Source organism: [Clostridium] clostridioforme AGR2157, assembly GCF_000424325.1.
GTDB lineage: Bacteria > Bacillota > Clostridia > Lachnospirales > Lachnospiraceae > Enterocloster > Enterocloster clostridioformis_A.
Genome location: NZ_KE384163.1, coordinates 111,441 through 133,470 on the forward strand (window position 1 = coordinate 111,441; position 22,030 = coordinate 133,470).

General features: G+C 50.6%; 23 protein-coding genes. 19 read left to right on the forward strand and 4 right to left on the reverse strand.

Annotation, left to right across the window (positions count from 1 at the left end):
• The first annotated feature begins 60 nt into the window (after window positions 1-60).
• On the forward strand, window positions 61-489 hold the full coding sequence (locus G614_RS0124635; RefSeq protein ID WP_027643990.1) for a GerW family sporulation protein: 429 nt from the start codon (window positions 61-63) through the stop codon (window positions 487-489).
• 69 nt (window positions 490-558) lie between these two features.
• Window positions 559-696 carry a hypothetical protein gene (locus G614_RS32105; protein ID WP_002567523.1) on the forward strand — a complete coding sequence of 46 codons (138 nt, stop codon included), beginning with the start codon at window positions 559-561 and terminating at the stop codon, window positions 694-696.
• Window positions 697-915: 219 nt separating this feature from the next.
• Here the strand turns inward: G614_RS32105 and rpmB are convergent, their stop codons facing one another.
• Window positions 916-1,101 carry a 50S ribosomal protein L28 gene (rpmB, locus tag G614_RS30860; protein WP_002567524.1) on the reverse strand — a complete coding sequence of 62 codons (186 nt, stop codon included), beginning with the start codon at window positions 1,099-1,101 and terminating at the stop codon, window positions 916-918.
• 169 nt (window positions 1,102-1,270) lie between these two features.
• On the opposite strand from rpmB, the gene G614_RS0124650 reads away from it, so the two are divergent.
• The 7 genes from G614_RS0124650 to G614_RS0124685 all read left to right on the forward strand — a co-directional run bounded on the left by G614_RS0124650 (window position 1,271) and on the right by G614_RS0124685 (window position 9,134).
• Window positions 1,271-1,627 carry an Asp23/Gls24 family envelope stress response protein gene (locus G614_RS0124650; RefSeq protein ID WP_002567525.1) on the forward strand — a complete coding sequence of 119 codons (357 nt, stop codon included), beginning with the start codon at window positions 1,271-1,273 and terminating at the stop codon, window positions 1,625-1,627.
• 13 nt (window positions 1,628-1,640) lie between these two features.
• Window positions 1,641-3,365, forward strand: a complete 1,725-nt coding sequence (locus tag G614_RS0124655) for a DAK2 domain-containing protein (protein WP_027643991.1) — start codon at window positions 1,641-1,643, stop codon at window positions 3,363-3,365.
• 270 nt (window positions 3,366-3,635) lie between these two features.
• Entirely contained in the window at window positions 3,636-4,340 is a 705-nt protein-coding gene (locus tag G614_RS0124665) for a Bax inhibitor-1 family protein (protein ID WP_027643992.1), read from the forward strand.
• 128 nt (window positions 4,341-4,468) lie between these two features.
• Entirely contained in the window at window positions 4,469-5,437 is a 969-nt protein-coding gene (locus tag G614_RS0124670; RefSeq protein ID WP_027643993.1) for an ROK family protein, read from the forward strand.
• A gap of 190 nt (window positions 5,438-5,627) precedes the next feature.
• On the forward strand, window positions 5,628-6,500 hold the full coding sequence (locus G614_RS0124675) for an ROK family protein (protein ID WP_027643994.1): 873 nt from the start codon (window positions 5,628-5,630) through the stop codon (window positions 6,498-6,500).
• Between the two features lie 23 nt (window positions 6,501-6,523).
• On the forward strand, window positions 6,524-8,581 hold the full coding sequence (gene recG, locus G614_RS0124680) for an ATP-dependent DNA helicase RecG (protein ID WP_027643995.1): 2,058 nt from the start codon (window positions 6,524-6,526) through the stop codon (window positions 8,579-8,581).
• 37 nt (window positions 8,582-8,618) lie between these two features.
• On the forward strand, window positions 8,619-9,134 hold the full coding sequence (locus G614_RS0124685) for a nitroreductase family protein (RefSeq protein ID WP_027643996.1): 516 nt from the start codon (window positions 8,619-8,621) through the stop codon (window positions 9,132-9,134).
• 129 nt (window positions 9,135-9,263) lie between these two features.
• On the opposite strand, the gene G614_RS0124690 is transcribed toward G614_RS0124685, so the two are convergent.
• The gene (locus tag G614_RS0124690; protein ID WP_002567533.1) at window positions 9,264-9,467 is read right to left on the reverse strand and encodes an alpha/beta-type small acid-soluble spore protein; all 204 of its coding nucleotides are present in this window, start codon (window positions 9,465-9,467) and stop codon (window positions 9,264-9,266) included.
• Window positions 9,468-9,917: 450 nt separating this feature from the next.
• Here G614_RS0124690 and G614_RS0124695 point away from each other — a divergent pair, with 450 nt between their 5' ends.
• The 4 genes from G614_RS0124695 to G614_RS0124710 all read left to right on the forward strand — a co-directional run bounded on the left by G614_RS0124695 (window position 9,918) and on the right by G614_RS0124710 (window position 12,400).
• Window positions 9,918-10,595: a TIGR00266 family protein gene (locus G614_RS0124695; protein WP_027643997.1), complete on the forward strand. Its 678-nt coding sequence runs from the start codon at window positions 9,918-9,920 to the stop codon at window positions 10,593-10,595.
• 117 nt (window positions 10,596-10,712) lie between these two features.
• Window positions 10,713-11,270, forward strand: coding sequence for a 16S rRNA (guanine(966)-N(2))-methyltransferase RsmD (gene rsmD / locus G614_RS0124700; RefSeq protein WP_027643998.1), 558 nt, complete (start codon window positions 10,713-10,715; stop codon window positions 11,268-11,270).
• Window positions 11,271-11,765, forward strand: coding sequence for a pantetheine-phosphate adenylyltransferase (gene coaD, locus G614_RS0124705; protein WP_027643999.1), 495 nt, complete (start codon window positions 11,271-11,273; stop codon window positions 11,763-11,765).
• The gene (locus tag G614_RS0124710) at window positions 11,762-12,400 is read left to right on the forward strand and encodes a vacuolar family H+-ATPase subunit H (protein WP_027644000.1); all 639 of its coding nucleotides are present in this window, start codon (window positions 11,762-11,764) and stop codon (window positions 12,398-12,400) included. The genes coaD and G614_RS0124710 overlap by 4 nt, the downstream gene beginning before the upstream one ends.
• Window position 12,401: 1 nt before the next feature.
• Here G614_RS0124710 and G614_RS0124715 read toward each other — a convergent pair whose 3' ends face one another.
• Window positions 12,402-13,352, reverse strand: a complete 951-nt coding sequence (locus G614_RS0124715; RefSeq protein ID WP_027644001.1) for a nucleoside recognition protein — start codon at window positions 13,350-13,352, stop codon at window positions 12,402-12,404.
• Between the two features lie 52 nt (window positions 13,353-13,404).
• Here G614_RS0124715 and G614_RS0124720 point away from each other — a divergent pair, with 52 nt between their 5' ends.
• Window positions 13,405-14,268, forward strand: a complete 864-nt coding sequence (locus tag G614_RS0124720; protein WP_027644002.1) for a M23 family metallopeptidase — start codon at window positions 13,405-13,407, stop codon at window positions 14,266-14,268.
• On the opposite strand, the gene G614_RS0124725 is transcribed toward G614_RS0124720, so the two are convergent.
• Window positions 14,258-15,541 carry an acyltransferase gene (locus G614_RS0124725; RefSeq protein WP_027644003.1) on the reverse strand — a complete coding sequence of 428 codons (1,284 nt, stop codon included), beginning with the start codon at window positions 15,539-15,541 and terminating at the stop codon, window positions 14,258-14,260. The genes G614_RS0124720 and G614_RS0124725 overlap by 11 nt on opposite strands.
• A 160-nt stretch (window positions 15,542-15,701) precedes the next feature.
• Between G614_RS0124725 and G614_RS29010 the strand changes: the two genes are divergently transcribed.
• From G614_RS29010 to G614_RS0124750, 5 genes are read left to right on the forward strand one after another with little or no spacing between them, the layout of a single operon-like run.
• Window positions 15,702-17,069 carry an MATE family efflux transporter gene (locus G614_RS29010; RefSeq protein ID WP_044918915.1) on the forward strand — a complete coding sequence of 456 codons (1,368 nt, stop codon included), beginning with the start codon at window positions 15,702-15,704 and terminating at the stop codon, window positions 17,067-17,069.
• Between the two features lie 58 nt (window positions 17,070-17,127).
• Window positions 17,128-18,549, forward strand: coding sequence for an RsmB/NOP family class I SAM-dependent RNA methyltransferase (locus G614_RS0124735; RefSeq protein WP_027644004.1), 1,422 nt, complete (start codon window positions 17,128-17,130; stop codon window positions 18,547-18,549).
• A 54-nt stretch (window positions 18,550-18,603) separates the two neighbouring features.
• Window positions 18,604-19,374, forward strand: coding sequence for a pseudouridine synthase (locus tag G614_RS0124740; RefSeq protein WP_027644005.1), 771 nt, complete (start codon window positions 18,604-18,606; stop codon window positions 19,372-19,374).
• A gap of 60 nt (window positions 19,375-19,434) precedes the next feature.
• Window positions 19,435-20,097, forward strand: a complete 663-nt coding sequence (locus tag G614_RS0124745; protein ID WP_027644006.1) for an HAD family hydrolase — start codon at window positions 19,435-19,437, stop codon at window positions 20,095-20,097.
• Window positions 20,094-22,025 (forward strand): YgiQ family radical SAM protein, encoded by a 1,932-nt coding sequence (locus G614_RS0124750; RefSeq protein ID WP_027644007.1) that lies wholly within the window; start codon window positions 20,094-20,096, stop codon window positions 22,023-22,025. Before G614_RS0124745 ends, G614_RS0124750 begins: the two co-directional genes overlap by 4 nt.
• Window positions 22,026-22,030 lie beyond the last annotated feature (5 nt).

The following is a 22,030-nucleotide window of genomic DNA, read 5'->3' on the forward strand; positions in this document are numbered from 1 at the left end:
GGGATGGTAAATCCAGTCCCGCTGGCAGCCCGCGGGAATAAATAGAGAAGAGGACATACTATGGCAGAGAATCAATTTACATCTACGATAGACACGTTATTTAGAGGCATGGACCAGTTCGTCAACACCAAGACCGTGGTGGGGGAACCGGTACAGGTGGGAGATACAATCATTGTCCCTCTGATTGATGTGACATGCGGTATGGCGGCCGGAAGCTTTGCAGAGGGTGTCAGGCAGAAACACCGGGGCGGCGGAGGCATGAGCGCCAAGATGAGTCCCAGCGCCGTACTGGTAATTCAGGGAGGCGTGACAAAGCTTGTCAACGTAAAGAATCAGGATGCCATCACCAAGGTCATAGATATGGCGCCGGATTTCATCAATAAATTCCTGGGGGGAAAGCCGGCCGTGTCTGAAGAAACGGTCCAGACCGCAAAGGATACGGCGGCAGCCTATGACACGGGTAAGGCGGAACATATGGATGTGAAATAGGAATCCCGGGCCGCCTTTCTGCATATGATGGAATATAGCTTGTTGCAGAATGGGGGAGACAATTAAGATATGAGAAGAATATGCGGGCTTATGCTGTTCTGCTTTGGACTGGGGATGGCAGTGCTGCTCTTTATTCCGGAGACAATCTTTACCTTCCTGTTCGTTATCGGCTGCCTTGTATTAGGATATAATCTGTTCTGTTGTTAATATAAACGTATGACGTATCGAAGGGGAAGAAGGTTACTATAGCGATTGAATATAAAATACAGGTTATGCGTCCATCCCATGGGGCATAGCCTGTTTTTTGCTGCCTGTTTTATCCCGGCAGTGGAAAATCTACGAAAATCAGCAAAGTATTGCACAAAAAAAGACACCGCCCGTCGATATGACAGAGACAATGCCTTTTTCATGATATGTTCTGTTTCATTAAGCTCTTTCTACAAGGCCTGAACGTAAGCAGGAAGTACATACGTACATTCTCTGGGTTCCACCATTAACCTTGACTCTGACAGATTTAACGTTCGCTTTCCACATCTTGTTGGATCTTCTATGGGAATGGCTCACTTGAATTCCGAAATGAGCTGCCTTTTCACAGATTGCACACTTAGCCATACTATTGCACCTCCTTAACACGTTACTTGGATTCTTTCTTTAAGAAAAATCCACAACAAATGTATGATACCAGAAGTTTGTAAATTTTGCAAGTAAAAAAATTAAAATTTCTTTCTTTTTTTCAGAAAATAGTGTATACTGTCTCTAGTAAAGAAACGGAGGCATGTGTATGAAGGGACGAATCAGCAATAAAATGGGCGAAATCCAGATTAACCCGGACGTGATTGCTTTATATGCAGGAACCATCGCAGTTGAATGTTTTGGCATTGTAGGTATGGCAGCAGTCAGCATGAAGGACGGGCTGGTTAAACTATTAAAGAGAGAGAGTCTGACTCATGGAATCAACGTGGATATAAATGATAATAAGATATCCATTGATTTTCACGTAATCGTATCTTATGGAGTCAGTATTTCGGCTGTATCTGACAACTTGATTGAAAGCGTGAAATACAGGGTAGAAGAATTCACCGGCATGGAGGTTGAGAAAATCAATATCTATGTGGAAGGTGTTAGAGTGATTGACTAGGAGGAAGTAACTTGTGAGTATAAGTACGATTGACGCCGGTATGCTTAAGAATGCCTTCCTGGCAGGAGCAAAGGGGTTAGAGGCAAAGAAGAACTGGATTAATGAACTGAATGTATTTCCCGTGCCGGACGGGGATACGGGAACCAATATGACGCTTACCATCATGGCGGCGGCAAAGGAAGTGGCGGAGCTTGAGAATCCTGCCATGGACCAGCTGGCAAAAGCCATTTCATCCGGTTCCCTGCGCGGGGCAAGAGGAAATTCAGGAGTTATATTATCACAGCTTCTCAGAGGCTTTACAAAAGAAATAAAAGCAGTGGAAGAGATAGATACCACCATCCTGGCAAACGCCATGGTTAGGGGAACTGAAACAGCATACAAGGCTGTCATGAAACCAAAGGAAGGAACCATCCTGACCGTGGCTAAGGCCATGGCGGATAAGGGCCTGGAGATGGCTTCACAGACAGATGACATAGAGGAATTCGTAAAGGTAGTCATAGAATATGGCGATTACGTGCTGGGCCAGACACCGGAGATGCTTCCCGTGTTAAAACAGGCGGGTGTGGTGGATTCCGGCGGTCAGGGGCTGATGCAGATGGTCAAGGGGGCCGTGGACGGCCTTCTGGGCAAGACAGTGGACTTTTCACTGGACTCGGTCCAGGACAGCGGGAAAACGCCTGCAGCCGGCGCAGGAGCCGCCAAGGGCGCTGCAAGGACGGACATAGATACGGCAGATATCAAATTCGGTTACTGCACCGAATTCATCATAAATCTGGAAAAGGATTACACGGATAAGGATGAGGCGGAGTTAAAGTCATATCTGGAATCCATTGGTGATTCCCTGGTAGTGGTATCGGACGATGAGATCGTGAAGGTGCATGTGCACACCAACCATCCCGGCCTGGCCTTTGAGAAGGCGCTGGCCTACGGTTCTTTATCCCGCATGAAGATAGACAACATGAGGGAGGAGCACCAGGAGAGGGTCATTCAGGATTCGGAGCGTCTGGCTAAGGAACAGGCCGCCAGGGAGCAGGCTGACAAGGACCAGGCATCCGGAGAAGAGGCGCCGGCAGAACGCAGGGAATATGGCTTCATAGCCGTATCCAGCGGGGAAGGCCTAAGCGATATTTTCAGGGGAATTGGCGCCGACTTTCTGATTGAGGGCGGGCAGACCATGAATCCCAGCACAGAGGATATTCTGAAGGCCATTGACCGGGTAAATGCAGAGAACATTTTCATCCTGCCCAACAACAAGAACATTATTATGGCCGCACAGCAGGCCAGAGATTTAACGGAAGATAAGAACATAATCGTCATACCTTCCAGAACCGTTCCCCAGGGACTCACGGCATTGGTCAATTTCATGCCGGATTTGGGACCGGAGGAAAATACCCAGACCATGACCGAGGAAATGGGGAATGTAAGGACTGCCCAGATTACCTATGCGGTCCGCACCACCAATATTGACGGCATAGACATTGAAGAGGGGGATATCATGGCCCTGGGAGACCATGGTATGCTGGCAGTTGGAAAATCCGTGGATGCGGTTGCCCTGGATGCCATGAAAGAGATGCTGGATGAGGAATGTGAGCTCGTGACCATATACTACGGGGCAGATGTGCCTGAGCATGAGGCAGAGGCTCTCAGGGATCAGACCCAGAAGCAGTATCCTGATAAGGAAATCGAGCTTCAGTACGGAGGCCAGCCCATATACTACTATCTGATTTCTGCTGAGTAGATGGATGACGGCAAAGGAGGAACCAGAAAAGAGAATGGCTAGATGGACAAGAGATGAGGTACTGAGCCAGCCGGCTGATTTTGTGTGTGGTGGGCCTGCTGCTTTCGCCTCTGGGCGGCATTGTGCTGGGAGGACTGGGAATCACCTTCGGACAGAAGGCCCGCAGCTCCAGCAAAAGCTAAAGGCAGGGCGGCTGTGATACTGGGTTCCATTGCCATGGCGGCAGCCATCATTGGTTATAATATTCTAAAATAAAAGGAGCGGATGACTATGAATGAAAACATGATGAACAGATCTTATGAAGTTCAGGTAGAGGGAGACTCCCTGGGACGCTACACGGCAAAGACTTTTGGCTGGATGTTTGCAGGACTTTTGATTACTTTTATTGTCGCAGTCGGCTTTGCGATGACAGGAACGATTTTCTATGTATATTCCTTCCGGTACTGGCCTCTGGCGCTTCTGGCAGCTGAGCTGGGAGTGGTGATGTATCTCTCCGCCAGAATTGAGAAGATGTCCGTAGGTATGGCCAGGAGCTTATTCTTCCTGTATGCTGCCCTTAACGGCATTGTATTCAGCGCATATTTATTTGCCTTCAGCCTGGAGATACTGTGGATGGTATTCGGTATCACGGCCCTTTTCTTTGGAATCATGGCCCTGATTGGATGGTTTGGCAATATTAATTTTACCAAACTCCGTCCCTTCATGATTGGAGGACTTGTATTTTTGTTTTTCTACTGGATTTTTGCAATGTTTATTGATTTAAGCGCATTTGATACCATTGTATCCACTGTGGGAATCTTCCTGTTCCTGATACTGACAGCTTATGATGTGAAGAAGATACAGGCATTCCACGCATACTACGGCCAGGTGCCTGAGATGGCAGCCAAGGCATCCATCTTCTCTGCACTGCAGCTTTATCTGGATTTTATCAACCTCTTTGTCTATATTATGAGGATTTTGGGGCGCAGGAAGTAAGCAGGGATACCCACATATACTTAATGGAAGATTATGATTATCCAAGGGGTGCATTGACGTGACTGGATTACGGTTGCGGCGATGCGCCCTTTTGCATGATGAGTTTTGCATACAGACAGGAGGTAAATATGAAATATGTATTGGGCCTTGACATAGGCGGAACGAAATTAGCTATCCTTCTGGCCAGGCCGGATAAAGAACATGTGGTATTTCTGGAGAGAAAAGCCATTCCCACTCACGGGACATGGAAGGAAGTGCTGGGCTGCCTGGCGGATATGGGGAAAGCCTTTCTGGAAATACACCGGATATCCAGGGAAGAATGCTGCATCGGAATTTCCTGCGGAGGGCCGTTGGACAGCGGCAGAGGCGTAATTCTGTCGCCGCCTAATCTGCCAGGGTGGGACCAGGTACCGGTCGTGTCCTATCTGGTACAGTGCCTGGGCATGGATGCAAGACTTAAGAACGATGCGGATGCCTGTGCCCTGGCAGAATGGAGGTATGGGGCTGGCAAGGGCTGCCGCCACATGATATTCCTTACCTTTGGAACAGGGCTGGGGGCAGGATTGATTTTAAACGGAAGGCTATACGAAGGGGCCTGCGGCATGGCAGGTGAAGCCGGGCATGTGCGGCTGGCAGAGGAAGGACCTGTGGGTTACGCAAAGGCAGGAAGCTTTGAGGGATTTTGCAGCGGGGGAGGAATCGCGCGGCTGGCCGGGGCCATGGCAGAGGATGCCCTCAAGGCAGGTCGTCCGGTTTCTTACTTGAATGAGGGAGGACTGGAAGGCATCACAGCCAGGGATGTGGCGGAAGCCGCGGATATGGGGTATGCGGATGCCAGAAACGTCCTGGCAGTGTCCGGCCGGTATTTTGGCAGGGGGCTTGCCCTGCTGGTAGACATTTTGAATCCCGAGAGGATTGTAGCAGGAGGAATCTATGCAAGGGCCGGCAGGTTCCTTAAGGAAGAGATGGAAAAGGAGCTTCGGAGAGAGGCGCTCCCAGCCAGTGTAAATGCCTGCTGTATCCTGCCTTCCGGCCTGGGGGAGCAGATTGGTGATTATGGGGCTGTGATGGCGGCCATGGAGATATGGGAGGAGTGAAGGGAATGATAGGAATGGAATGATAGGAATGGAATGATGGGAATGGAATGTGGAGAGCGGTATGCAGGGAGCTGTAAGGCATTTACAAATTTAGTTGCCTAAGAAGTCAAAGACTGTTATAATTTTCATGTCAGATACATTGTTTCAAAAGTATATATTGAAATAATATATTTCAGAAAGGGGAGCATATATGTTAATTGGAGCATTGGAAGCAGGCGGCACAAAGATGGTGTGCGCCATTGGAAAGGAAGACGGTACCATATTGGAGCAGGTATCCATACCCACCACCACACCGGAGGAGACCATACCTAAGCTCATTGAGTATTTTAAGGATAAGGAGATTGAGGCCCTGGGCGTAGCGGCTTTTGGCCCTGTGGATGTGAAGCCGGAGTCAGAGACTTACGGATATATCCTGGACACGCCTAAGCTGGCATGGAGGCACAAGGATTTTCTGGGCAGGCTTAAGGATGAGCTTAAGGTTCCCATGGGACTGGATACGGATGTAAACGGCTCCTGTCTGGGAGAGGTGACATACGGATGCGCCAAGGGACTGGACAGCGTTATCTATATCACCATAGGAACCGGTGTGGGCGTGGGCGTATGCATCAATGGAAAGCTCCTGCACGGAATGCTTCACCCGGAAGGAGGCCACATCCTTCTGGCACGCCATGAGGACGACCCAAAGGGCGGTATCTGTCCTTATCACAAAAACTGTCTGGAGGGCTTTGCAAGCGGTCCCTCTATCGAGGCCAGATGGGGTAAAAAGGCTGTGGAACTGGTGGACAGGCCCAAGGTATGGGAGATGGAGAGCTATTACATTGCCCAGGCCCTTGTGGACTATATTATGCTGCTTTCACCCCAGAAAATCATTCTGGGCGGCGGAGTTATGCATCAGGAGCAGCTGTTCCCCATGATTCGCCAAAAGGTGAAGGAGATGTTAAACGGCTATATTATGACAAAGGAACTGGAAGACATGGACAACTATATTGTCCCGGCAAGCCTTCACGATGACCAGGGAATCATGGGATGCATAAAGCTGGGCCTCAATGCATTACAGGCATGACTTCCTTTGGAGGATTCTGATACATGTTGAACAGACAGCCGGTAAACTCGTTAAAAGGAATTGGCGAGAAGACAGGCAAACTATTTGAAAAACTTGGGGTCGTCACCATAGATGACCTTCTGTCCTATTATCCCAGGGCATACGATGCATACGAGGCTCCGGTGTCCATAGGGCAGTTAAAGGAGCAGACCATCATGGCTGTGGAGTCGGCGCTGGTGAGGGGAGCCGACCTGCTGCGCCTGGGCCATATGCAGATTGTCTCGGTGCAGCTTAAGGACCTGACTGGCTCCCTCCAGGTATCCTGGTATAACATGCCCTACATGAGGGCAAATTTAAAGACCGGCGTGAAGTATGTATTCCGGGGCAGGGTGGTTAAGAAAAGGGGCCGGATGGTCATGGAACAGCCGGAGGTATTTACCCCGGAAAGCTACGAGGCCCTGGCAGGCTCCATGCAGCCTGTATACGGACAGACCAGGGGACTGAGCAATAAGACCATTGTGCGGGCGCAGCAGATGGCCCTGGAAGTGCGGAAGATGGAGCGGGAGTACATGCCGCCGGATTTAAGGCGCAGGTATGAGCTGGCGGAAATCAATTACGCCATGGAGCACATCCATTTCCCGGCTGACCAGACAGAACTTCTCTTGGCCAGGAAACGTCTGGTATTTGACGAGTTCTTTATGTTCCTGGCTGGAGTCAGGCGTCTGAAGGAGCACAGGGAGGACAGGCGTTCTGCCTTTATGATAAAGGAGGCAGAAGAGGTGGCTGCCTTTAAATCCAGTCTGCCCTACGCCCTTACAGGGGCACAGGAGAGGGCTCTGAGGGAAGTATATGACGATATGGGAAGCGGTCTGGTGATGAACCGCCTGATTCAGGGAGATGTGGGATCCGGCAAGACCATCATTGCCATTCTGGCCCTGCTGGAGGCTGCATATAATGGATATCAGGGCGCGCTTATGGTACCCACGGAGGTGCTGGCCAGACAGCACTTTGAATCCATGACCAGCCTTTTTGAAAAGCAGGGAATCGAAAAGGTTCCTGTGCTGGTCACCGGCTCCATGACGGCCAAGGAAAAACGTCTGGCATATGCAAGGATTGCCGGCCATGAAGCGGACATCATAATCGGCACCCATGCCCTGATTCAGGAAAAGGTGGTGTACGACAACCTTGCCCTGGTTATCACCGATGAGCAGCACCGCTTTGGTGTGGGACAGAGGGAACTTCTCAGCAGCAAGGGACAGGAACCGCATGTGCTGGTTATGAGCGCCACGCCCATTCCGCGTACACTGGCCATCATCCTGTACGGGGATTTGGATATATCTGTCATAGATGAACTGCCTGCGGGACGACAGACCATAAAGAACTGTGTGGTGGATCCGGGCTATCGTCCAAAGGCATATGCATTTATCGAGCGCCAGGTGGCCGAGGGCCATCAGGCTTATGTCATCTGTCCCATGGTGGAGGAGAGCGAGATGATTGAGGCAGAGAATGTGCTGGATTACACCAAGTCCCTGAAGAAAGCGCTGCCGCCGTCCGTTATAGTGGAATATCTCCACGGCAAGATGAAGGGCAAGGAGAAGAATGCAATTATGGAGCGCTTTGCGGCAGGGGAAATACATGTCCTGGTATCCACCACTGTCATCGAGGTAGGAGTCAATGTGCCAAATGCAACGGTGATGATGATTGAAAATGCAGAGAGGTTCGGCCTGGCCCAGCTTCATCAGCTCCGCGGGCGGGTAGGCAGAGGAAAGGACCAGTCCTACTGCATCATGGTCAACTGTTCCCGGGACGAAGGGGCAGGAGAGCGCCTGGATATACTGAACCGTTCCAATGACGGGTTTTACATTGCCTCAGAGGATTTGAAGCTGCGGGGACCTGGGGATATCTTCGGACTGCGCCAGAGAGGGGATATGGAATTTAAACTGGCAGATATATTCACGGATGCCAATATTTTAAAAAAGGTTTCAGAGGAAGTGAACCGGCTTCTGGATGATGACCCTCAGCTGGAAAAGGATGAGCACAGGGAGCTAAAGCGGATGGTGGAGGATTACCTGGGAACCAATTATGAGAAGCTGAACCTGTAGTGGATTTTTTAGGAGCAGTAGAAAGGAGTGTTTTACCATGAATGAGACATTGAATACGATTTTGACCAGGAGAAGTACCAGAAAGTTTTCAGACAAGCCCATTCCTGAGGATGAGATGGAGCTGATTGTACAGGCAGCCCTTCATGCGCCCAGCGGAATGGGACTCCAGACATGGCAGTTTACGGTTGTGAGAAACAGGGAGAAAATCCAGATGCTGGCAGCGGCCATTGAAAAGACGCTGGACCGTCAGGGATATGATATGTACCAGCCCCAGGTCCTGGTTATTCCGTCCAATGAAAAGGAGAGCCGTTTTGGCAGGGAAGACGATGCGTGTGCCATGGAAAACATTTTCCTTGCCGCCCATTCCCTTGGAATCGGTTCTGTGTGGATTAACCAGCTCCAGGGAATCTGCGATGAGCCGGCCATCCGTCAGATACTGACATCCTTTGGAGTGCCTTCTGACCATGTGGTATACGGTATGGCGGCTCTTGGATACACGGCCGACACTAAGGCGGATAAGGCCCGTACAGGTAAAGTGGTATATGTGGATTAGTCTGCATCTGTGCGACTTATATATGTATGACAAAATCCCCAGACTGTGTTTAACACATAGTCTGGGGATTTTCTGCTGTTTCCAGCAATGATACAATCTTACTTCAGAAATCCTTCAGAAAGGGAGGATTTATTTACCTGCCATCTGACGCTCCTGGGCTTCAATCATCTTCTTAACCATATAGCCACCTACGGAACCATTCTGTGCAGAAGTCAGGTTACCATTGTATCCGTTGGTTAACGGTACACCAATCTCGTTAGCAACCTCCATCTTAAATCTGTCCATTGCTTCCTTTGCTTCAGGTACATTTGTTCTGTTAGAATTGTTAGACATAATAAAACGCCTCCTTGTATTATATTTGCCATGAAATTGTTTAGTGGTTCATGGCTTGTTTTGTGTTACAATCCTATTATGTGATGATTCAAAAATTATAAACTAGAAGGTTCTTCGTATTCTGGTTAAAACAGGAAACCGTTTTTTTGTTCTTATGGACATATGAAACTGTTTTAAATAGTATAGTAGAAGTTGATATTTATTTTTAAGGAGGCGGTATTGGATGAAGAAATCTATGACAGGTTAGGATTTTAGAAATCCAAAACAAGGATGGGAAATTAAAAAGAATTAGTTCTATGGCATGAGCAGAAGTTTATGTTTTCTGTTCCGGGAAACCAACGCAAAACCGTGAATTTTCAATCGTAAATATTAAGAGTAATTTAAAGGATTTTGCTTGTACATATGGTATACTGTTACACAAATGAAATTATCTTAAGGAGGAAACACTACATGGATTACAGGATGTTGGGAGATATACTGCCGGCCGTTGAAGTCAAGCTGCAGGCTGGAGAAGCTATGTATACGCAGTCCGGAGGCATGGCCTGGATGAGCGACGGTTTCACATTGGACTCCAATGTGAAAGGAGGGCTTATGAAGGGACTGGGAAGGATGTTTTCCGGCGAATCCCTGTTCATGGCTACCTATACGGCGTCCAGACCGGACAGTGTCATTGCATTTGCATCCACTGTACCGGGGAAGATATTGGCAATAGATACGGCAAAGACCAGCCTGATTTGCCAGAAGGGAGCATTTCTATGCGCCCAGACAACGGTTGAAATAAACACCGTACTGACTAAGAAGTTTACGGCCGGATTCTTTGGCGGAGAAGGCTTCATCCTTCAGCAGATACAGGGAAGCGGCATGGCATTCCTGGAGGTGGATGGAGATGTGGTGGAGAGGGTTCTGGCTCCCGGAGAAGTGATTAAGGTGGATACAGGAAATGTATTCGCCTTTGAACCCAGCATATCCTATGAAATCGAGACAATGAAAGGCGTGAAGAATATCCTGTTCGGCGGTGAAGGGCTGTTCCTCACAAAACTGACAGGTCCGGGCAAGGTATACATGCAGACTATGAACATTGCGGAATTTACCGGACGGATTGCCCAGGGGCTTCCCACTTCCAAATAATGAGGGAAATGTTGCAAAAATCCTAAAAAAACCCTTGTATATCTGGAATTTTCATATTATACTTGTTTGGTATGAAAATTGCTGTAAATACGCAGCGTATGGAAGCGGGAGTAATGAATGAGAGTAATCGCAGGCAGCGCCAGAAGGCTGCTTTTAAAGACACTGGATGGGCTGGATACCAGGCCCACCACTGATAGAATTAAGGAAACGCTGTTTAACATGCTTCAGCCGGATTTGCCGGACTGTATGTTTCTGGACCTTTTTTCCGGCAGCGGAGCCATCGGGATTGAAGCGCTGAGCCGGGGAGCCGGTCTGGCTGTGATGATTGAGAACAATCCAAAGGCATTGGAGTGCATCCGCGAGAACCTGGTGAGGACAAAGCTGGAGGGCAGGGCCATGGTGATGGGCTGTGACGTGATAACCGGACTGAAGCGCCTGGAGGGCAAGAATTACAGGTTTGATATTGTTTTCATGGATCCGCCCTATAATCACGAGTATGAACGGCTGGTTCTGGATTATCTGAGCCATTCCCCCATGGTTGCGGAGGATACCCTGATTGTAATTGAGGCATCTAAGGAAACTGAGTTTGGATGGCTGGAAGAATCCGGCTGGCATATGATAAAAAGCAAAGAGTATAAGACCAACAAGCACGTGTTCGTTGGCAGAGGAGAGTAGATGAGGACAGCAGTATATCCGGGAAGCTTTGACCCAGTTACATTAGGCCATTATGACATCATAGAGCGCACAGCAAAGATGGTGGATAAATTAATCATCGGGGTCCTTAACAATAAGGCAAAATGCCCGTTGTTTTCTGCCCAGGAACGTGTTAATATGTTAAAGGAAGTGACTGCGTCTCTGCATAACGTGGAGATTCAGTCTTTTGAAGGCCTGCTCATTGACTTTGTGCGCAGGAATCATGCGGATATCGTGGTCAGGGGCCTGCGGGCCATTACGGATTTTGAATACGAGCTTCAGATGGCGCAGACCAACAGGGTCATTGCGCCGGAGATTGATACTATATTTTTGACTACTAATTTAAAATATTCATATTTGAGTTCCAGCATCGTGAAAGAGATTGCGGAGTACGAGGGGGATATCAATGAATTCCTCCATCCGGTCATTGCAGCCAGGGTAAGAGAGAAGCTGGAGGAGAGGAGACGGTTGACATGATGAGTAGGATAGAGCAGTTAATCAGTGAAATCGAGGAATATATAGACAGTTGTAAATTCCAGGCATTATCCAACAGCAAGATTATTGTTAATAAGGAAGAGCTGGAGGAACTGCTGGTAGAGCTGCGACTCAGGATACCGGATGAAATCAAGAAGTATCAGAAAATCATCAGCCAGCAGGAGACCATTTTAAATGAAGCCCAGGCCCAGGCGGATGCCATGCTGGATGATGCCAAGAAGCAGGCGGATTCCATGGTAGCACAGGCCAGCGAACAGACTTCGGAGATGATTAATGAGCATGAAATCATGCAGCGCGCATATGCCCATGCCAATGAAGTGGTGGAGCAGGCCAGTATACAGGCCCAGGCCATCGTGGACTCTGCCGTGAACGATGCCAATGGAATCCGCCAGAGTTCCATCCAGTATACTGACGACATGCTGCGCAGCCTTCAGACCATCATCAACCATACCATGGAGGGTGCAAGAGGACGTTTCGATGCCTTCATGACTTCCATGCAGTCCAGCTATGACATTGTTTCCTCCAACCGAAATGAACTTTCAGGAGGCATTGTGAGGCCGGAGGAGGGCGAAGGCCAGGCTCCTCAGGATATGGATGACGGCCAGCAGCAGGCATAGGCTACCGGCACAGGGATACATAAAATATAAGACAGGAAAGCGCGCTGTGGAGTATTTTCCACAGCATATAATGCCGGATGGACAATCCGGCATTTTTTAATACGCTTTTTGTCTGAAATATGCCTGAGAATCCGCCGAAGGCAGCGGAACCGATGATAAGGAGGGCTCCTATTTTTCCGGGGACAGAGGATGCGATGATCTGGATGCCGGTGGTGATTTCCACACTTCCCAGCAGGGCCGGGCGGAGCAGGGGGGGAATCTGAAACGGGAATACGGTCAGATACAGGGCCAGGATGGAGAACAGCATGATATAGCCTCCTATTTTCACCATGGTCTCAAAGCAGCTCATCATGTGGGCGTCAAAGGAAAAGCAGGCTTCGGTCTCCGGTTCTGCCTGTGCTGTTACCGGGCATGTTTCACCATGGGTATTCCTTTTATAATGATAGCAGTATCTTGCTAGTATGGAGATGGGAAGTATGGGCAGATACAGGGCTGCCAGGACAGCCCAAAGCGGACAGGGCGATGCCATGGAGGGAATCAGGGCAATCTGGGCCATTACATATCCCAGCACAAACATGGGACTGGGATGATTGCTGATGGCCAGCAGGTATTTTCCCTCCTGGGCAGAGAGCCTTCCCTGGTCCAAAAAGTCGCTGGTGGTCTTGGCACCCATGGGATAACCGCATAAAAGCCCGCTCATGAGGCAGAAGCTGCCCTGGTCTGACAGGGACAGGATACCTGAGAGGATGGGCTTAAAAGGGCCTGTGAGGATGTGGATGGCATCCATGGCCACGATGACGCCGGAGCATATCATGAAGGGAAGGAGGGTGGGAAGAACTGCATTTCCCCAAAGCACAAGTCCCTGCCGGGCACCTTCCAGTGCAAGTCCGGGGTTGAACAGCAGCATGAGCAGACAGAGGACAGACAGAATGCCTCCTATGGATTTTTTCATACGCACCTGAATACAATGGTTTATACAAATATATTGTAAAGGGTGGTGGGCTATGCCTTTGATTCTTATTTTACTGCTGGCGGTATTCCAGTGTTCCATTACCAATTATCTGATTACGAATCCGGATTATTACCAGTTGGGGCCGTATTCCTGGGAGAGTAATGATTTCAGGGCCATGCGTCTGGGGAATGCCGTGGCAAGGCTTGACAGCCTGGACACGGATATGGTCACTACCCTGATGGTGGAACACGATTATGACCTTACAGGTCTTAAGGACACCAGATATAATAAAAGGATGCTGGCTGCTGCCAGGCCTGTGGACTACAGAAAGCTGAAACACGCATATGAGACCGTTCTGGGGGATTTAAAGTATTTTCCAATACCAAAAAGTCAGAATAAGGACACACCGGAGGTGGTGTTTGAGGACGGCTGGATGGATGGGCGGGGGTATGTAAGCGGCGGGGATGGCGGCGGCCGGGGGGACAGTCAGGCAGGAGGCAGTCAGCAAAACAGCCCAAAACGCCGCCATGAAGGCTGCGATATCATGGGATCAAAAATGCCGTCCGGATATTATCCTGTTGTCAGCATGACGGACGGAGTCATCGAAAAAATCGGATGGCTGGAGATGGGGGGATGGCGCATAGGCGTGCGGGCTCCTGGGGGAGCCTATCTGTACTATGCGCATCTCTATGACTATGCCGGGGATTTTAAGGAGGGGGACAGGGTTAAGGCAGGGGAACTCATCGGATATATGGGGGATACGGGATACGGAAAGACAGAGGGGACCAGAGGGAATTTTGACGTACATCTCCATGTGGGAATCTATATTAAGACGGACCACAATGAGGAGATGAGCGTGAATCCTTACTGGATCCTTAAATGGCTGGAAAAGAGGCGGCTGGTGTTTACATATTAGGAGGCCGCTTCCTCACACGCCCCAAAGCACCAAAAAGAATCTCACAGGCCCTGTCCATACACAGGACTATCGTATTGTCGTACAGGAAGGCGAGGGCCAGGCTGATGGCAAGGGTAAGCAGAAAGGATACCAGTATGCCGCCTGCAATCCCAAAGGACAAACCATTGATGCCAAACACGTCGCCCACGATCCGGTGCAGCACCAGCCAGTGAACCAGGAGAATGGAGAAGCTGTACCTGCCTATGGCGGAAAGCACGGTGGGAATCCTTGAAAACAGATGGTCCCCATGCTTTCGGAAGAAGAGAAATACGGCGCAGGTAAAGAGCATCTGGGGAGGCGCGTTGTTGTAAACCAGTGGGCCCAGGCTCTCCGAGGTCATGATGGAAGCCGCCATTACCAGCCCTGACAACAGGCCTGCTGTCAGGAACAGCCGGTAATGTTTCATGGCAGACTGGGTGGTGCAGTAATATCCCAGCAGGAAAATGGAATCCCATGATGCCAGGAAGGCGGAGGCTGCAAACTGTACATGAACCAGAGGGCCATAGGTGTAGATGAAATGCAGGATAAAAATGACTGCGGTCAGCGCCTCCAGCATGGATTCTGTCATGTGTTTTAACATGATCCGGAAAAAGGGGGCTGCAACGTAAAACATCAGGATTATATACACCAGCCAGAAATGAGGTGTTTGGCCGCTGTCATTGGACAGGAAGCTTTGAATCAGGCTTCCCCAGTTTCCGGGACTGAGGGCGGAGATGCCTTCCACATAAAAGAAGTAAAACAGGTAATAGGCAAAACAGGGTATCAGCACCCTGACAAAGCGCCTGGAATAAAATTGCAGGACGGATTCCTCCTTTCCTCCCAGCAGAAGCGCCCCGCTGAGCATCATGAACAGCAGGTTGCAGCTTAAGCCCAGACCGGCCACGGCCGCCATCACATTTCTGGTAAAGGTATGGGGCATAAGCACAGCGTAAGCCGGTTCCAATACATGAACGAGGATGACCAGAAAGGCAGCCAGTACCCTCAGATAGTCCATATATACAATGCGTCCGGGCTTATTTCTGTATCCGCAAAGCAGCTCCCTCACATAACCGGGGGAAGCCCCGGCCCGCCTGATGTGAATCAGGCAGGAGCATGCGGCGAGAACAGCGGCGGCGGCATAATGCTTTAGGCGCAGCGGCCGGATGGGAATGCCGTAACGAAGCTCCATGAGTATATATATAAGTGTGGTCAAAACAATAAATATCAACCCGTAGCGAAGTTTCTTTCCATTCATATAGAGTGTCTCCCTGCCAATCATGTTAAAATGCCTTACAAAGTCCGTCCAAGTCTGATTTTTCCAGTATACCATTAAGCGGATAAAAAACAACTGGAATATTCCATGATTTTGTATTATAATGATGCCTGCTATTTTTGGAAAGGTAGAATAAAAATATATGACAAATAATATGACAACCGGAAAGCCGGCAAAACTGATTTTGCAGTTCATGATTCCCACCTGCCTGGGAAACATATTCCAGCAGTTTTATAACCTGGCTGATTCCGTGGTGGCAGGGCGTTTCATCGGAGTGGACGCCCTGGCAGCCATCGGAAGCACCACATCCCTTATCTTTCTGGTGATCGGATGGCTCAATGGTCTTACCAGCGGTTTTTCCATCATGGTGGCCCAGCATTTCGGAGCCGGAAAATATGAAAGGATGCGCCGCAATGTGGCCATGTCCATCTATCTGTGCCTTGCTTTTGTTCTGGTCATGACAATTGCGCTGGAGATACTTAATTATCCCATACTGCGCCTGATGAATGCGCCGGATGGAATCATACACGACACGGCCGGTTATATGGCCGTCATTTACGCGGGGCTTTTTGCGACGGCTGCCTACAACGGACTGGCTGCTGTCATGAGGGCTTTGGGGGACAGCCGCTCCCCTCTGTATTTTCTGATTATTTCCGCGGTCATCAATGTGTTTCTGGATGTGGCGTTCATCATCTGGTTTGGAATGGGAGTGGAGGGATGTGCCTACGCTACCGTGATTGCCCAGGCCATTTCAGCCCTTCTGTGCCTCCTCTACATTGTCAGGAAATTCGATATACTGAAGCTGAGACGGGAGGATTTCCAGATCTCCTTTGGCATCATGAGACGGCTGCTGTCCATCGGGATTCCCATGGGGCTTCAGTTTTCCATAACAGCCATAGGCACCATCATCGTACAGGGGGCTGTCAATGTCTTTGGGTCCGTGTACATTGCAGGCTTCTCAGCCGCGGGCAAGATACAAAACATTGTGTCCACTGTTTTTGTGGCGTTCGGGTCTACGGCAGCGACCTATGTGGGGCAGAACCGGGGTGCGGGCCGCATGGACCGCGTTCATCAGGGTGTCAAGTCCATACAGGTCATGATTCTGATCTGGAGCGCTGTTATGATTCTGGTCATCCATTTATTCGGTGACATGCTGATTCACATATTTATTGATGCATCGGAGACAGAGGTAATGAGTGCGGCAAGGACGTATTTTAAAGCAGTGGCATGGTGTTATCCCTTCCTGGGAAGCATTTTCCTGTACAGAAATGCCCTGCAGGGTCTGGGATACGGACTCATGCCCATGATGGGAGGCGTGTTTGAGCTGCTTGCCAGGGCAGCCATTGTGGCGGCTGTGGCAGGAAGCTTCGGGTATATGGGAGTTTGCCTGGCAGACCCGGCGGCCTGGCTGGCGGCCCTGATCCCCATTGTGCCCTATTACTTTTATAAAATTTCCAGGATTTCCCGGAAAGAAACGCATGGTGGCGGAATCACGGCGGATGTGATATGATAAAAACGATTGTGACAGTTTGGTCCTGTACTGTTATAAAGAAATGAGGGCGGATGATATGACGGATGTGAGACAGCTTCCGGAGGCCTTTCTGCTGAAAATGCAGGAGCTTCTGGGGAAGGAATACGGGCAGTACCTGGAAAGCTTCAAAGAGGAGTGGAAGCCCGGTCTCAGGGTGAACACGTGGAAGTTAGAACCGCGGGAACTGGCGAAGCTGGTGCCGTGGAACCTGGAGCCGGTGCCATGGGCGGACAATGGTTTTTATTACGATGGGACGCTGGATGAGGAGGCATTAAGGCCCTCCAAGCATCCGGCCTATTACGCGGGGCTTTATTACCTTCAGGAACCCAGCGCCATGACTCCGGCAGCCATGCTGCCCGTGGTTCCCGGAGACAGGGTGCTGGACCTTTGCGCTGCTCCGGGAGGCAAGAGCACGGAGCTTGCGTCAAAGCTTAAAGGCCGGGGAATGCTTGTGTCCAATGACATCAGCTATTCCAGGGCCAGAGCCCTTCTCAAAAACCTGGAGCTGGCCGGAGCGGCCAATATCTGCGTCACCAGTGAAGCCCCTGAAAAGCTGGCCGGTGAGTGGCCGGAATTTTTTGATAAGATACTGGTGGACGCCCCCTGTTCCGGGGAAGGTATGTTCCGCCGCGATGAGGATATGGTGAAGGATTGGAATGAAAAGGGACCGGAATACTATGTGCCCATCCAGCGCCGGATTCTGTCCCAGGCAGCAGCCATGCTCAAACCGGGCGGATATATGCTGTATTCTACCTGCACGTTTTCCGTGGAAGAGGATGAGGGGAATGTCTCCTATGTCCTGGAGAAATTTCCCCAGATGGAATTGTGCTGTCTGGACCTTGATAAAGTGCCGGGAGCCTGCGGCGGATTCGGGCTTTCCGGCTGCATGAGGCTCTTTCCGCACCGCTTAAGAGGGGAAGGGCATTTTCTGGCCCTGATGCGAAAAAAGGGCGGGGATAATGGGATTTGCCCTCCGGTGGACAAGGTGGTTTGTCCGCCTGCGGATGACGGCGCGGCCGGGAAGCGGGTCCGGGCCGTGGAGAAGGAAAAGGAGCTGGATGCATTTTTAAGGCAGAGCGGCGTGGAATGGGATTATGGGAGGATTGTCATACACCAGGACAACGCCTACTATCTGCCGGAGGGACTTGCATGGAACCTGCCCCTAAGATTTCTGCGCACGGGACTGCTTTTGGGTGAGCTTAAAAAGGGACGGTTTGAGCCATCCCAGGCCCTGGCCATGTCCATGAAGGCCGGGCAATTTCCAAATACAGTCAGCTTACCTGCCGGTGACAGCCGGGTTCTCCGCTACCTGAAGGGAGAGACCATTTCCCTGGAAGGGGATGAAGGACCGGTAAAGGGATGGTGCCTGGCAGCCATGGAGGGATTTCCTCTTGGCTGGGCCAAAGGTACGGGAATGAGCCTGAAGAATAAGTACTATCCCGGTTGGAGATGGCAGTAGCAGTCAGGATGGAGACATTATAAGTAAAACAACGCAATGGGAGGGAACAGACCGATGGCTGATAAGGGCAGGAAAAATGGACCGATGCGTCTTGACAGGTTTCTGGCTGAGATGGGATACGGAACCCGTACCCAGGTAAAGGATATGGTGAAGAAGGGACGCGTCCGGATGAACGGAGAGGCGGTAAAGGACGCGGACCGAAAGGTGAACCCGGAATCGGATCTGATAGAAGTGGACAGGAGCCAGGTGGCTTACGCCAGAATGGAGTACTATATGCTCAACAAGCCCCAGGGCGTGGTGTCCGCCACCGAGGACAGGAAATACCCTGCGGTGGTGGGGCTTATCAGGGAGGCTTTGAGAAAAGACCTGTTTCCGGTGGGCAGGCTGGACATTGACACGGAGGGGCTTCTTCTCATCACCAATGACGGGGAGCTGGCCCACAATTTGCTGTCGCCTAAAAAGCATGTGGATAAGGTATATCTGGCCTATGTGTCAGGCGGGCTCACGGAGGACGCCGTAAGGCGGTTTGAGGAAGGAATCGAACTGGAGGACGGCACCATGACGCTTCCGGCAAAGCTTAAGATACAGGGAGCGGCAGGCCAGGAGAAAGAATTGCAGGAAGTACTGGTCACCATAAGGGAAGGAAAGTTCCACCAGATTAAGCGGATGTTTGAAGCGCTGGGGTGCAGGGTGGAGTATCTGAAACGGATATCCATGGGCCCCCTTAGCCTGGACCCGGAACTGGAACCAGGTGAATACCGTCCCCTGACTCCTGAGGAGGAGTCTTCCATAAAGGATTGCGGGAACCGCAGAAAACGTGTATAACTATATAAGAGTCACAGAAAACTTGTCAACATGTTTATAGACAGAGGAAAATAGGGAAAGATGAAGTTAAACAGGAAAAAAGCAGTTATATTTGATTTGGACGGCACCCTGGTGGATTCCATGTGGATGTGGAAGGCCATTGACATAGAATACCTGGCCAGGTTTGGCCTTACCTGCCCGGACGACCTGCAGAAGGAAATCGAGGGCATGAGTTTCTCTGAGACTGCAGTGTATTTTAAGGAACGGTTCCAGTTAAAGGAGACCCTGGACGAGATAAAGGATGCCTGGATTCAGATGTCCATAGAGAAGTACAGAAAGGAAGTCCCCCTAAAGCCGGGAGCAAGGGCTTTCCTGGAATTTATCTCGAGGGAGGGATTGGTGGCCGGCATTGCCACCAGCAATGGAAGGGCCATGGTGGATGCGGTGTTAGATTCCCTGGACATCCGCAGGTACTTCAAGGTGGTGGCAACGGCCTGTGAGGTGGCTGCCGGTAAGCCTGCCCCGGATATATACCTGAATGTGGCTGAGCGCCTTAAGGTGGCGCCGGAGGACTGTGTGGTGTTCGAGGATGTGCCTGCCGGCATCCAGGCCGGCAAGAATGCGGGCATGACTGTCTTCGCAGTGGAGGATGCATTTTCACTGGAGATGAAGGCGGAGAAGGAACAGCTGGCAGATTACTATATCAGGGATTATTACGAATTATTGGATGGAGCGGCAGGATGAAAAACGATTATTTACCCATGAACCGGAATGATATGAGCATCAGGGGATGGAAGCAGTGCGACTTTGTGTATGTGTCCGGGGACGCCTATGTGGACCATCCTTCCTTTGGCACGGCCATCATATCCCGGCTGCTGGAGGCCCACGGATATAAGGTGGGAATCATTGCCCAGCCGGACTGGAAGGATAAAAAGAGCATTGAAGTGCTGGGAAGGCCCAGGCTGGGCTTCCTGGTATCGGCGGGAAACATGGATTCCATGGTGAACCACTATTCCGTGTCCAGGAAGCGCCGGAAGGAAGACTCCTACACACCGGGCGGCGTCATGGGCAAAAGGCCCGACTATGCCGTGGTGGTGTACTGCAACCTGATACGGTCCGCGTATAAGGATGTGCCTGTCATCATAGGCGGAATCGAGGCCAGCCTGCGCCGCCTTGCCCATTATGACTACTGGTCTGATAAGCTGAAGCGCTCCGTGCTGCTTGATTCCCAGGCTGACCTGATATCCTATGGCATGGGAGAACGGTCCATTGTGGAGATTGCCGATGCTCTGGACAGCGGACTGGACGTGAGGGACATTACCTTTATTGACGGTACGGTATATAAGACAAAAAGCCTGGAATCTGTTTATGATTATAAAAAGCTTCCTGATTATGAGGAGCTTTTAAAGGACAAAAAGGAATATGCCAAGAGCTTCTATGTCCAATACAGCAATACGGACCCATTTTCCGGGAAGCGTCTGGTGGAGCCCTATGGGAATCAGCTTTTTGTGGTACAGAATCCTCCGTCCAAGCCCCTGAGCCAGGAGGAGATGGATGCGGTATATGATCTTCCTTACATGAGGAACTACCATCCGTCTTATGAGGAGCTTGGAGGTGTGCCCGCCATCCGGGAAATCAAGTTCAGCCTGATCAGCAACCGCGGATGTTTCGGCGCATGCAGCTTCTGCGCCCTGACCTTCCATCAGGGCCGCATCATCCAGGCCAGAAGCCACCAATCCCTGGTGGAGGAGGCAAAGCTTCTGACAGAGGAGCCGGATTTCAAGGGTTATATCCATGATGTGGGCGGACCCACCGCGGATTTCCGTTTTCCTGCCTGTGAAAAGCAGCTGACAAGCGGCGCGTGTCCGGGCCGCCAGTGTCTTTTTCCTGAACCGTGTAAGAATCTGCGGGCGGATCACAGCGATTATATTGCCCTGCTGAGAAAGCTGAGGGCTCTTCCAAAGGTAAAGAAGGTGTTCATCCGTTCCGGCATCCGGTTTGATTATGTGCTGGCGGATTCCAACCGGAAATTCTTAAGGGAACTGTGTGAGTTCCATGTCAGCGGTCAGCTTAAGGTGGCGCCGGAGCATGTGGCGGACAAGGTGCTGACCCGCATGGGGAAGCCCAAGAACAGCGTTTACCGCCAGTTTGTGAAGGAGTATAAGGAGATGAACCAGAGGCTGGGCAAGGAGCAGTATCTGGTGCCCTATCTCATGTCCTCCCATCCGGGTTCTTCCATGAAGGAGGCAGTGGAGCTGGCTGAGTATCTCAGGGATTTGGGATATATGCCGGAACAGGTACAGGATTTTTACCCCACCCCCTCCACTGTTTCCACCTGTATGTACTACACGGGATATGACTGCCGGACCATGGAACAGGTCTATGTGCCGGTCAATCCCCATGAGAAGGCCATGCAGAGGGCCCTGATTCAGTACAGGAATCCCAAGAATTATGATTTGGTGACGGAAGCCCTTAAGATTGCAGGGCGCACGGATTTAATCGGATATGACAGAAAATGCCTGATTCGTCCAAGGGACGGATACAGGGGCGGCGGGGCAGCCGCGCCGCCAGAAAAGGCAAGGGGAACCGGCTATAAGGCGGCAGGCCAGGGAAGCCGCGGCCAGAAGCCTAAGAAGACCATACGCAACATCCACAAAAAGAAAGGAACGTGACAGGT